Raw genomic sequence first — 12,535 nt, forward strand, 5'->3', positions numbered from 1 at the left:
GTATATTATCATTATTATCGATACTACAAACGCTATTATCGTTAGTACTATCGTGAGCATTATCGCTTTTTGGTTTTCTTCTATGAGTGTTGGTCCTAATGTGTCTTGCTGGATTTTTAGTTCCGCTGTTTGTTCTCCTAGTAGGTTTAGGATTTCTACTCTCATTCCTTCCATTTCTTGTATTATCGGTTCTTGTGATTCTATCGTTTCTACTATTTGGTTGAAGGTTTCTTTAAAAGAGTTAATGATACCTTTTATTTCTAAAAAAGTAGCATTTAATTCATCATCCACTATACTATATCCCAAAGTTGACAATTGAAGTTCTAGATTTTCAAATACACTTTTAGTATTATTTTTATCTCCTTCTGATAAAGTTTTAAAATATTGTGATGAAACTTCAAAAATTCTATCCTTTTCGTCAATAATTCTTTGAGAATATATAGTTAATGAAGAAGAAGCTCCTTTTGCTTGAGTTAAACTAATAAACTCGTTAACAATTTCTTCCAATTGAGGTCCATATTCCATAAAATCTTTAATAAGAGAATTTTTTTCTTTATTTGAGGCTACTAGTTGATTAAAAAGAATTTGATACTTGGATATAGTATTTTCTATTTTTTCAACATTGTAATTTTTAAGATTAAGGATAACATTTTTAGCTTTTTCTGTGTAATCGATAAATTCTTCTTCTTTTTCTATTTTAAAATCTTTAACATATTCATTAAGAGATAAAGCGGCTTGAAATAAATTATTTTCAATTTGTGAAAAATAATTTACATCTTCTGCCATTCTTTTATATTCTTCTAATCCTTTGTTAGAGTCAAACAAAGATACTATGTTGAATGAAACCGATAAACCAAATAGAATAAACATAATTATTACAATAAGTGATATACGTACTTTTATACTATTTTTCAACGAATTAAAGCCTCCTAACTGAAAAGACAATAAACTTACTTCCATAATAAAACTAAATATTAAATAATATTACCTTGTATTCTTCAAATAAAGGAACTTTTATAATGAGTTGGGATAACTGATTACGTTAATTTTATAGAAGTCTTGATGCCAATTTTTAAGTTAAAAATTATTAAACGCCCAAATAGGACTTTTTTATATGTTCGCTATTAGCAAGATTATCAGAAGTATCTTCCATTATTATTCTTCCATTTTCAATAACGTATCCTCTGTCTATTACTTTTAATCCTTGCTTTACATTCTGTTCGGCTAATAATATAGACATTCCTGTCTTTTTAATTTCTTTGAGCTTTTGAAAAAGTTCTATAACAAGCGAAGGCTGAAGGCCCAATGAAGGTTCGTCTAAAATTAGAAGTTTTGGATTGGCCATTAACCCCCTTCCTATTGCTAACATTCTTTGTTGCCCTCCACTCATAGTACCAGCTTTTTGATTTGATCTTTCTTTTAAAATAGGGAAAATAGAAAAAACAAATTCTAGATTTTTCTCAATTTTATTTTTAGCTTCAGGTATATAAGCCGCTCCTAATTTTAAATTTTCTTCAACCGTCATTAGTGGGAAAAGTTCACGTTCTTGGGGTACTAAAGATATGCCTTTTCGAACAATTTTATGAGTTTCAGATCCAATCAAAGAATTTTTTTCAAAATAAATGTTTCCTGATTCAGCTTTGACTAATCCAATTATAGAGTTTATCAAAGTAGTTTTTCCAGAACCATTTGGCCCAAAAATTCCTATAGCTTCTTTGTTTTGGATATTAATTGATAAATCCCATATTACTTGTATTTTTCCGTATTTTACATTTAAATTCTCTATCTCTAACATCAATCTTCCTCCCCTAAATATGCTGATATAACTTTAGGATCTTTGGAAACTTCTTCATAAATTCCTTCAGCAATTATATTTCCTGACTCTAATACCACTACTCTATCAGTTAATTCTCTTATTACTCCCATAACGTGTTCTATTATTACAATTGTCAATCCGGTATCTCTTAATTTTTTAACTAAATTTATCATTTGCCATGTCTCATCTGAATTTAGGCCAGCCATAACTTCATCTAGGAATAAAATATCAGGTTTAGAAGCTAAAGCCCGTCCTATTTCCACTTTTTTTAAATCAAGAACGGTGAGTTTATCAACAAGTGAATTAGTATTTTTTAGCTCTAAAAGTTCACATATTTCATATCCTGTTTTTCTTGCTTCATTTAGTTTTTCACCTGCTCCAAATAAAGAACCAACCATTATATTTTCTAATGCGGTAAAGTTTTTAATTGATCGAACCAACTGAAAAGTTCGCGCTATTCCCATTCTGTTCCTAATATGAGCAGGGAGATTTTCTATATTTTGATTTTTAAAAAAAATTTCACCTTCAGAAGGATAAGTTAAACCAGCTATCAGATTAACAAAGGTTGTCTTTCCTGCACCATTAGGTCCGATTACACCCAATATTTCATTTTCGTTTATGATTAAATTTACCTTATTTGTTGCAATTAATCCTCCGAATCTTTTTGTAAGGTTTTTTGTTTTTAATATACTCATCAAATATTCCTCCTAAGTTTTACTTGCTGCTTCAGTTTTACGTACATATATTTTATCCCTTATTGTACCGTATATTCCATTCGGTAAAAACAGTATTATTAAGACTATCATTATTCCGTAGATAATTAAGTGACCATAGGGCATTATAAGCTTGAGATATTCTGAAGCAAAACCTAAAATTACAGCTCCTATTACTGCCCCCCAGGTGGAATATATTCCACCAACAAGTGCCATAGCCATAGGTAATAGCAGGAAGTCTAAAGAAAATGTCGTTTCAGGAGACACAAATCCATATTGTTGAGCATAAATAGCTCCTGTAGCTCCTTGAAGTGCAGAAGTTAAAATTAAAATAAGTATAAGATACTTAAAAATATTTATTCCACTAGATTTGGCTATTATTTCATCATTTCTTATAGAATTAATTGCAAACTGTATTCTAGTTCTGGTAAAAATTTCTGATATTACTATTGTGATTAAAGCCATGGATAATATCAACCAATATATTTTAGTTGAATTTCCATTAAAAATAACATTTGGTAAAACTTTACCGCTAGCACCTCCAGTTAATTTCGGCATGTTTCTTATAATTACTGAAAAAACCATGGTTAAAGCTAAAGTTGTAATGGCAAAATATATTTCTCTCAATTTAAGGACTACAAACCCTAATCCTGCAGCTATTAGGGCTACTAATCCTCCAGCAAAAAAGATGCTTAATATAGGAGGAAACCCAAAATTTGAAAAAGTAATTATAGAAGCATATGCTCCAACTCCAAAAAAACCAGCTGTGCCAAAAGATAATTGCCCTGTTCTCAGCATAATATCCCAGCTTAAAGCTAGTGTCATATATATTAAGATAGTCATTAGAACCTGAAGGAAATAAGCTCCTGTAAAGAAAGGCAAAAATATTAATATTACAGTGGCTATAATAAATAACAAAATATCTCTCATGATTCGAGCCTCCTATTGGCATTTATCAATATTACTACTATCAAGACACCAAAGAATACAACATCAGACCATCCACCATAACCCGGAATGGATTGAACAACAGCTTCCGCAACTCCAAGGGTAATTCCTCCTATCAATATACCTTTTAAATTCCCCAATCCAGCCATAGCTGCAAGAGCAAAAGATTTTAAAGTAAAGGCGTTTCCTGATAATGGGAATACAGGCGTTCGAGGTAACATGAGTGATGCGGCTATACCAATAATTCCAAAAGCGATGCTAAAAACCATGAGATAAACAAAATTAGTATTGATACCAATGATCTCTGCTCCCTTTGGATTTTGTCCTACTGCTGATGCAGCTTGCCCCAACGTAGTTTTCTTTAAAAACAATTGAAGAAGAATTAGTATAACTATCGCTAGGACAGGATAAATAAATTCATAAATCCCAATTGTAAGATTCCCAACAGCGAAAGACGTAGAGGCATAAGGGGTATAAACACTTCTAGGTCTTGTGGTCCAAATTATTTTAATAATTTCTATAAGTATCATTGATATACCAAAAGTTAATAACAGCTGATTCAAATGTCCTGCCTTTAAAACGAATCTAATAGAAATTAAATATAAACCCATACCAATAAAAAAAAGTATGAAAAACAGAGGAATCGATGATATTAATGGATCAACTGACCATAAATTAAAAAAAACATATCCAATGTATAGTCCTAAAGTTAAAAAATCTCCATGAGCTAAATTTAATATCCCCACTATACCTAATATCAATGCCAAAGGTAATCCTATCAGTGAATATAAACCACCCCTTTGGACTCCATATATTAACGCTAAAGGATTCCATAATGCAACTACTATTAAGAAAATTAGGAAAGCAAAAAATGTTTTGTTTATTCGGAAAATAGGCTTCTCCAAGTTGAACACCACCTTAACATCTTTTATTTAAAAGGGGCTGGAAGGTAAAATCCAGCCACCTTTTTCTAACTATAACTATTTTCAAAAAGTAAATGGATAAACTAAATCGGCAGTTTGTAAGTCTAAAGGCCAAATTACTTCTTGCCTTCCATTTTGCCATTGCAAAATTTTCTGGTACTTAAATCCCTGATTCTTAATTATATTACTGGGTTCTATTTTTAAAGGCTCTCCCAAAGCAGTATCTTCAAATTCCAGGCTTCTTAATGCCGGAATCAAAACGTCTTTATCTAAAGTTCCTGCTTTTTTAATACCCTCAGCCAAGAAATATATATTTGTGTATCCCAAAGGAGCAAAGTATGTTGCTGGTTCTTCATTCCACATCTCAACATATGCATCATAGAAGTGTTTTGCAGTTGGACTCACATCATTTAAAGTCGGAGCCCACATACCGTATAAAATTACATTATTGGATAATGGACTTTTTCCGAAATCTGCGGGCCATCCTGGAGGAGCACCTACAAGTAGATGAGGTTGAAAATTAATTTCTTTAGCTTGGGCAACCATTGGAATAGCATCTGCATCATAACCTGCCCACACAAAAAGATCAGGGTTAAAGGATTTGGCTTGATTTAACATCGCCCTATAATCTCCTCCGCCAAGAGCAGCACTTTTGAAGGAAGCACCCTTAAATTCATCCATTATTCCTCTCCAGGGTCCTTCTCCTCTCTTAGCCTGTTCATACAGATCTAAATATGCAGTATATGAATCAGTTCCAAAAGCGCCTTCTTCGTAAGCCAGAAAGATTTTCTTTATGTTCAAATCGGAATAAACTTCATTAATTTCTCTCCAACCTAAACCGTAACCTTCACCTTGTTGGTAATCCCATGGATGTAGATGGAAATACCAATCAGCGTCGGGTCCCATAGCTATTTCTGCTTGATGAGATGCCGCGCCAATCCAAACAGTGATTTTTTGATATTTTTTCAAAATGGGAATTTGAGCTAAATGAACTCCGCTAGCCATTCCACCTACAAAAAAATCTACTCTTTCAACTGTTGCGAGCCTTTCAATAGCAGCAGCGCCTTTTGCGGGATTTAATTCAGAATCTATTACAACAAGTTCTAAAGGTCTCCCTAAAACTCCACCAGCATCGTTGATTTCCTTGACTGCCAGACGCATAGCTTTTGTAGCTTGATTTCCCGTAATATCTCCGAGCGGGTTCACAGCACCAATTTTAATAGGTTTTTCTGCTGCGGTGAGAATCGAGAAAATCATGATAAAACTCAACAAAATAACAAAAAATCTTTTCACTTGTTTCACCTCCAATATTTTGGTAACTTACAACGAATCAAGTAAATGAGAATTTGTTTTTTATCTCCTCCTTCCTTTTTGACTATACATTCTTGATAATAACGGCAGTCCCATACCTCCACCAATACAGAGTGAAGCTAATCCGTATTCACTATTTCTTTTTTTCATTTCATACAAAAGAGTTACAATTATTCTATTCCCAGACGCCCCTATCGGATGGCCTAAAGCAATTGCTCCTCCGTTAACGTTTGTTCTTTCTAGAAACCATTCTTTGGATTTTCCATAAATATCAGATAATTCAGTTAAAACCCCTAGAGATTGAGCTGCGAAGGCTTCGTTTAGTTCTATTAATTCGATTTCATCCATTTTGATTTTTGTTTTTTCTAAAACACCTTTAATAGCAGGTACTGGTCCTAAACCCATATAAGCTGGATCTAAAGCAGCTTGATGGTAACCAACTAATTCTGCAATAGGTTTTAGTCCAAATTTCTCCACAGCTTCTTCAGAAGCTAACAAAACTGCACTTGCTCCATCGTTAATTCCAGAAGCGTTACCTGCTGTTACAGTTCCATCTTTAACAAAAGCTGGCTTTAGTTTTGATAATTTTTCTATTGAACTATCGAATCTTGGATGTTCATCTGTATCAAAAGTTATTTCTTCTTTTCTTGTTTTTATAGTTATTGGAATAATTTCATCTTTGAATTTGTTTGCTTCAATAGCTGCTTTAGTTTTCATTTGACTGGTGTAGGCAAATTCGTCTTGTTCTTCTCGACTTATATTGTGTTTTTTTGCAACGTTTTCAGCTGTTACTCCCATATGATAGTTGTTGAAAACGTCTGTAAGTCCATCTAATATCATATGATCTTGAACTTCAAACGATCCAAATTTTGCCCCAAATCTTGTCTTGTAAGGTAGAATGAAAGGTGAGGTGGACATGCTTTCCATACCAGCTGCAACAACCAAATCTGCATCTCCTACTTTTATATCAGTGGCACCTATCATGATACTTTTCATACCGCTTCCGCATAGCATATTTACTGCGTAGGCAGGTTTATCTTCTGGGATACCTGCATATATTGATGCTTGCCTGCCTGGGCCCATTCCCTGACCAGCCATCAATACATTGCCTACAATAACTTCATCAATATTTTCAGGTTTTACTTTGCTGTCTTGGAGGATAGCTTTAATTGCTTCTGCACCTAACCTTGGAGCAGGAATATCTTTTAAAGTTCCCCCAAAAGTACCAATCGCTGTTCTCTTTGCTGAAACAATAAAAACTTTACCCATTTTTTTACCTCCTACAAATTTTTATATCAGTCCCAAATCCATAGCTTTATTTTCTAATTCTTTTCGATAATCTGGATGGGCAATAGAAATTAATTTTTTTGCTCTTTCACCAGCGCTTCTCCCTCTTAAATGAACTACTCCCCACTCTGTGGCGACATAATCTAAATCCTGTCTTGGGACAGTTACAGGGGCTCCTTGAGGTAGCATGGGAACAATAGTAGAAATAGTTCCATTTTTTGCAGTTGATCTTAGAGCTATTATTCCTTTTCCATTTTTGCTTTTTATCGCTCCGCGGTGTGTATCCAGTTGGCCTCCTGTTCCAGAAATCTGTTGAGTTCCTATAGCTTCAGAGACAACTTGTCCTGTTAAATCTACAGAAATTGCGGTATTCAAACTAACCATATTATCGTTTTGACATACTACATAAGGGTCGTTAACGTATCTACCTCTAAGCTCAAAAACTCCTTGATTGTTGTTTATAAAATCGTACATTCTTTGAGTTCCTAAGGCGAAAGCAATAATAAACTTTCCCTTCCATAATGATTTTTTCATATTTGTTATGACACCTTTTTCGAAAAGGTCTATCATAGATTCTGTTAGCATCTCTGTATGAATTCCTAAATCCTTTTTATCTTCAAGAAGTTTTCCTACTGCATTTGGTATCCCACCAATACCAATCTGCAAGGTGGAACCATCAGGTATTAAATCTGCTATATATTGAGCTATTCTCTTTTCTTCTTCTTTGGGTTCTGCTATTGGGATTTCTGGTATTTCCCAATTAGACTCGACTATCATATTCACATTATTGATATGCCATTCGGTATCTCCATGAATAAAAGGCATTTTTTCATTTACTTCCATCACTACTATATCAGCGTTCTCTGCCATATCTTTTTCATATACATTTGATATTCCTAAATTGAAATATCCAGTATTTTCTTGAAAAGGGGCAGAAGTTGCCCAAAAAACTACCGTGTTTCCTTCTTCTTTTTCAGCCATAATTTTATCCATTCCAGCCATATGTAAATTATTTGGTATGAAATCTACTATTTTTAAATTATCTTTATACTTTGACTTCCTAGTCGAACCAGAAAAAAACCAAGTATGTAATTGATAATTATCTTCATATTCTTTTTTTAAAAAAAAGTCATAATAACCTGTATCTAAGCAAGTAACAATTTTTATCTTTTCAAAATGATCTTTGAATTTGTGTACATTACTTAAAAATCCTTGAGCTTCAGCAGCTGCCATGCTTACAACTACTGTACATCTTTTAGGTAAAGAGCTTATAGCCTCTTCAATTGACAATAATTTTTGCTTATACTTTTCTTTCCACATACTTTATTTCCTCCTCGGTTATAAAACTGTGCCTCCATTTACATCCAATACATGACCAGTAACATATGAGGCTTCATCAGAAGCTAAAAATAATACTGCATTTGCAACCTCTTCTGACTCTCCCATCCTCTTTAAAGTAACTTTTGAAACTATGTTTTCTAAAACTTTTTCGGGTATTTTTTCAGTCATAGGAGTTTTTATAAAACCTGGAGCTACAGCGTTAACTCTTATATTAGCCCCTTTTCTGGCTAACTCTTTAGCCCAAGTATAGGTCATAGATATAACTCCACCCTTTGTTGCTGCATAGTTTGTTTGCCCAATATTTCCTCTCTCACCTACGATAGACGAAATATTCACTATGCTACCTTTTCCATTTTCTAACATGAGATTAGAAACAAATTGTGTCATATTAAAAACGCCTTTTAAGTTAACATCAATAACAACATCCCAATCTTCTTCTTGCATTTTTTGTAGCAAAGCATCTTTAGTTATTCCAGCGTTGTTAACGAGGACATCTATTCTTCCAAATTCTTCTTTGACTTTTTCCACAAAAATTTTAATCTCTTCTCTCTTAGTTACATCAAGGACAAAAGTTCTCACGTTTTGTGGGGTTTGCTTATCAAGCTCATCCAAAGTATCTTTGTTCATATCTAGAGCAAAAACCATTTCTGCATTTTCTTCAGAAAATTTCTCAACAATACTTCTTCCTATACCCCTAGCGCCACCTGTTACAACACAAACCTTTCCTTTCATTCTATCCATTCCAATACCTCCTAAATTCTAATTTTTCAGATATTTCCCCATTTTACAGTTGTAGCAGCCCATACAAACCCTAACCCAGCTCCTACTAAAACTATTATATCCCCCGATTTTATTTTTCCTTCTTTCAAAGCTAATTTCATAGATAATATCTGATCATTTTGACCTAAATGACCGTAATTTTCTAAATATGTGGTTTGATTTTCATTAAGTCCTAATTCCTCAAGTACCGCTTTATGTGCAGATCTTTTAAAATGTAAAATAGCAAGGTAAGCGATATCCTTTTCTGTATAACCGGATTTTTTTAGAGAATCTCTTATAACCGCATAAAAATTGGGCATAGTTTTTTCATTCAAATTATTTTTGAATTTTTCAGGATCTTTAACTGTAAAATAATATTTATTTGCATCTTCTGGTTCCATAGGCCATTTCTTTGTACCGCCTACTTCAATCACACACTGTTCTGAAAATGATCCATCACCTTTAAAAGATGATTCTAAAATCAAATTTTTATTCAAGTTTTTTCTTAAAATTACAGCTGCCCCACCTGCTCCAAGATCAAACATAAAGGATGTTTCTGGAATATTATAATTAATCAAATCATTGTTTCTATACCCACTTACAAGAAGAACCGTATTCAAATTTTTATTACCTAACATTAAAGATTTTGCAGTTTCCATTCCTACCATCATTGAGCCACACATCGCTTCCATATCAAAACCCCAGGCATTAGTAGCTCCAATCTCATATGCTACTTTTAAACTCGCAAGCCAACATGGATAATCTTTATGTTGAGCACCATTCCAAATTACAAGGTCAATATCTTTAGGACTTATTCCTGCTTCTGAAATGGCATCTTTAGCTGCTTCTATACCCATATAGCTAGTAGTATCCTTTGAGCTGGGAATAGGTTTTTTTAAGATCCCAAACTTCTCTTCAATAACCCATTGAGGAATATTTGTTCTTTTTGCAATTTCATCTGGGTATATATAATTATCAGGTATATAAATTCCTAAGCCCATTATTCCAACATTATCCATAAACAAACCTCCTAAAATTTTCAATAGGTGAATCAGCTCTCAAAAAATATATAATAAAAAGCTAATTACTTTAAAAAATTTTCCACAACAGTGGTCAATTGTTTTAAATCATCTATTAACGGTGAATGTCCACAGTTTTTTAAATAAACAAGTTGAGCATTCTCTCCAATATCCCTCTTGATATCAAGAGCCATCTGCTCAGGAACAACCAAATCATTTTCACCCCATAAAACTAAAGTGGGACATTGTATTGTTGCAGCTCTTTTATCACCACTTTTTATTCCATTGAATTCGTTACTAATATTGAACGTAGCTAAAGCATAATCTACGTCCACAAGATTTCTTTGAGTCAACATATCTTCTAAATACTCATCGTACTTTTCATCTTCGGGCTTGTTATGTGTATAAATAGTAGCTTCCCATATCATTTTCAGCATCTCTTTGTCTCTATTTTTATAGGCATTGAGTATAGGGATAACTTGAACAAAATCTTGAGCAATTTCTTCTTTTGTTTTTAAAAAATCTCCTATAATCGGCTTGCCGTTTTCATCTTTTCTAAAAATCGGGTAACCTTTTGTACCAACAGATTCCAGCAAGACAAGTTTGTTCACATACTCAGGGTAGTCAGAAGCGAAAATCATGCAAACACCTCCACCTGTCGACCACCCCATTAAATCAAAGTTTTTGATGCCTATGCTGTCAACAAAATCTTTTAAATCTTCTTTGAAATCGTCTAAAGAATTAATTAGTTTATTGTAAGTCGAAGTACCAAATCCCCTTAAATCTGGGGCATAAATAGTGTATTCTGAATCAAATGCTTCCATGAACACATCCCAATGTTTTGAAGATGTCATATTACCATGAACCAAAATCAAAACTTTATTTCCGCCTTCTCTATGTCTATATCCAATGGTTTCACCATTCTTTAACTCCACTTTATTCATAGATATTTTCATTTTTTCACTCCCCTTTTAAAATTAAACCTGAACCATCTCTCACTTTTAGTATAAATCATTTTAACATATAATACAAATGTGATTAACGTTATTTAGATTGAACCAGAAGAAGTTAAGAGCAATTAGGTGCGATTAAGGAATTAAATCTTAAGTTTTCTCATTATTTGAAAAATCTTTTAAAAAGGTCAGGATCTATCAAAATTTATGTGGTGTAAAACTATTATTGAATAAAATAAAAAAAGATATACCCACTTTTTTGGACCTCTTTTTAGGAAGTACAGCGGGTGCAAAATTATAAAAAGTCTTTGTATCTAACTCATTTAAAAAAATTAATTAGGAAAGATTTCAAAATCTTCTGTCGTCGTTGAATATTCCTCCCATGAACCCTCTAAGATTGTTTCTGTCTTCTCCTTTATTTTGATACCTTGAAGCAGAAATTATCCTATCAGCTAATCTTGAAAACGGAAGACTTTGTAGATATATTATTCCCGGCCCAGTCAATTTTGCCAAGAACATGCCTTCTCCACCAAACAGAGCATTCTTAAAACCACCAATAAATTGTATATTATAATCTACTGTATTTTCAAATCCTACAATACATCCTGTGTCAACTTTTAAGGATTCTCCAGGTTGAAGACGCTTTTCTATTATCGCACCCCCTGCATGTATAAACGCCATGCCATGACCTTCCAACCTTTGAAGTATAAATCCCTCACCACCGAATAAGCCGGCTCCCATTCTTTTTGTAAATTCGATGTTTATTTCAACTCCGTTGGCAGCACACAAAAAGCTATCCTTTTGACAGATGAAAGTTCCGTTAAATTGAATTAGGTCGATGGGAACAATTTTTCCCGGATATGGTGCTCCAAATGCTACATGCCCTTTCCCTGAACCATTTTGTATGAAATTAGTTATAAAGAAACTTTCGCCAGTCATCATCCTTCTTAATCCCTTAAATAGTCCACCTCCTGTATTTGTTTGCATTACAATTTCATTTTCCATGTACATCATTGCACCAACTTCAGCTCTGATACCTTCTCCTGGATCAAGTTCTATTTCCACCAACTGCATGTCATCCCCAAATATTTTGTAATCTATTACATCTGCCATTCCAAAGCCCTCCTTTTTCTAAGCTTATCAATTTTTTAATTTTGAAAGTTCTAATTAGAAAGGTTTGATCAATAATCTTTGATTATATTACATAATATTATAACCCCTAAAAGTCTTAATATGATCTTTTATTTCGTTCCTTTTTTCAGATTTTCTACAGTTTTTAATGAAAATATCGAATGCGATTTTTCAACCAAAACCTTTACTTCTATGGTATAATTTAAATAGATGACTTCAATCCTACAAACAAAGGAGAAAAACAATGTCGAACAAAGACTCAATATTCAAAGAACTCTTTGAAGACAAAGAAATATTCTATGACTTTCTAAAAGCTTTTCTAACCAAAGTAAAT

General features: G+C 33.2%; 10 protein-coding genes and 2 pseudogenes. All 12 read right to left on the reverse strand.

Going from position 1 to position 12,535, the window contains the following annotated elements:
- Positions 1-915 (reverse strand): annotated as a pseudogene (locus PW5551_RS02620) (methyl-accepting chemotaxis protein); the annotation flags it as partial.
- A gap of 172 nt (positions 916-1,087) precedes the next feature.
- The gene (locus PW5551_RS02625; protein ID WP_113074271.1) at positions 1,088-1,795 is read right to left on the reverse strand and encodes an ABC transporter ATP-binding protein; all 708 of its coding nucleotides are present in this window, start codon (positions 1,793-1,795) and stop codon (positions 1,088-1,090) included.
- On the reverse strand, positions 1,795-2,511 hold the full coding sequence (locus tag PW5551_RS02630) for an ABC transporter ATP-binding protein (RefSeq protein WP_113074272.1): 717 nt from the start codon (positions 2,509-2,511) through the stop codon (positions 1,795-1,797). The genes PW5551_RS02625 and PW5551_RS02630 overlap by 1 nt, the downstream gene beginning before the upstream one ends.
- A 12-nt stretch (positions 2,512-2,523) precedes the next feature.
- Positions 2,524-3,459 carry a branched-chain amino acid ABC transporter permease gene (locus tag PW5551_RS02635; RefSeq protein WP_113074273.1) on the reverse strand — a complete coding sequence of 312 codons (936 nt, stop codon included), beginning with the start codon at positions 3,457-3,459 and terminating at the stop codon, positions 2,524-2,526.
- The gene (locus PW5551_RS02640; protein ID WP_113074274.1) at positions 3,456-4,382 is read right to left on the reverse strand and encodes a branched-chain amino acid ABC transporter permease; all 927 of its coding nucleotides are present in this window, start codon (positions 4,380-4,382) and stop codon (positions 3,456-3,458) included. The genes PW5551_RS02635 and PW5551_RS02640 overlap by 4 nt, the downstream gene beginning before the upstream one ends.
- 81 nt (positions 4,383-4,463) lie before the next feature.
- Positions 4,464-5,693 (reverse strand): ABC transporter substrate-binding protein, encoded by a 1,230-nt coding sequence (locus PW5551_RS02645; RefSeq protein WP_113074275.1) that lies wholly within the window; start codon positions 5,691-5,693, stop codon positions 4,464-4,466.
- Positions 5,694-5,775: 82 nt separating this feature from the next.
- Positions 5,776-6,980: pseudogene (locus tag PW5551_RS02650) on the reverse strand (acetyl-CoA C-acetyltransferase).
- 21 nt (positions 6,981-7,001) lie between these two features.
- The gene (locus tag PW5551_RS02655) at positions 7,002-8,318 is read right to left on the reverse strand and encodes an acetyl-CoA hydrolase/transferase family protein (RefSeq protein WP_113074277.1); all 1,317 of its coding nucleotides are present in this window, start codon (positions 8,316-8,318) and stop codon (positions 7,002-7,004) included.
- An 18-nt stretch (positions 8,319-8,336) separates the two neighbouring features.
- Positions 8,337-9,080, reverse strand: a complete 744-nt coding sequence (fabG, locus tag PW5551_RS02660; RefSeq protein ID WP_113074278.1) for a 3-oxoacyl-[acyl-carrier-protein] reductase — start codon at positions 9,078-9,080, stop codon at positions 8,337-8,339.
- 26 nt (positions 9,081-9,106) lie between these two features.
- The gene (locus PW5551_RS02665) at positions 9,107-10,117 is read right to left on the reverse strand and encodes a 3-oxoacyl-ACP synthase (protein ID WP_113074279.1); all 1,011 of its coding nucleotides are present in this window, start codon (positions 10,115-10,117) and stop codon (positions 9,107-9,109) included.
- A gap of 65 nt (positions 10,118-10,182) precedes the next feature.
- Positions 10,183-11,073, reverse strand: coding sequence for an alpha/beta fold hydrolase (locus PW5551_RS02670; protein ID WP_113074280.1), 891 nt, complete (start codon positions 11,071-11,073; stop codon positions 10,183-10,185).
- 345 nt (positions 11,074-11,418) lie between these two features.
- On the reverse strand, positions 11,419-12,183 hold the full coding sequence (locus PW5551_RS02675; RefSeq protein WP_113074281.1) for a TIGR00266 family protein: 765 nt from the start codon (positions 12,181-12,183) through the stop codon (positions 11,419-11,421).
- Between the last annotated feature and the right edge of the window lie 352 nt (positions 12,184-12,535).

It is taken from the genome of Petrotoga sp. 9PW.55.5.1, from assembly GCF_003265365.1.
GTDB lineage: Bacteria > Thermotogota > Thermotogae > Petrotogales > Petrotogaceae > Petrotoga.

What these genes read in the sequence shown, in the direction of transcription:
- PW5551_RS02655 (WP_113074277.1), bottom strand. Translation starts at nt 8,318, where the DNA reads ATGTGGAAAGAAAAGTATAAGCAAAAATTATTGTCAATTGAAGAGGCT.
- fabG (WP_113074278.1), bottom strand. Translation starts at nt 9,080, where the DNA reads ATGGATAGAATGAAAGGAAAGGTTTGTGTTGTAACAGGTGGCGCTAGG.
- PW5551_RS02635 (WP_113074273.1), bottom strand. Translation starts at nt 3,459, where the DNA reads ATGAGAGATATTTTGTTATTTATTATAGCCACTGTAATATTAATATTT.
- PW5551_RS02675 (WP_113074281.1), bottom strand. Translation starts at nt 12,183, where the DNA reads ATGGCAGATGTAATAGATTACAAAATATTTGGGGATGACATGCAGTTG.
- PW5551_RS02630 (WP_113074272.1), bottom strand. Translation starts at nt 2,511, where the DNA reads ATGAGTATATTAAAAACAAAAAACCTTACAAAAAGATTCGGAGGATTA.
- PW5551_RS02670 (WP_113074280.1), bottom strand. Translation starts at nt 11,073, where the DNA reads ATGAAAATATCTATGAATAAAGTGGAGTTAAAGAATGGTGAAACCATT.
- PW5551_RS02665 (WP_113074279.1), bottom strand. Translation starts at nt 10,117, where the DNA reads ATGGATAATGTTGGAATAATGGGCTTAGGAATTTATATACCTGATAAT.
- PW5551_RS02625 (WP_113074271.1), bottom strand. Translation starts at nt 1,795, where the DNA reads ATGTTAGAGATAGAGAATTTAAATGTAAAATACGGAAAAATACAAGTA.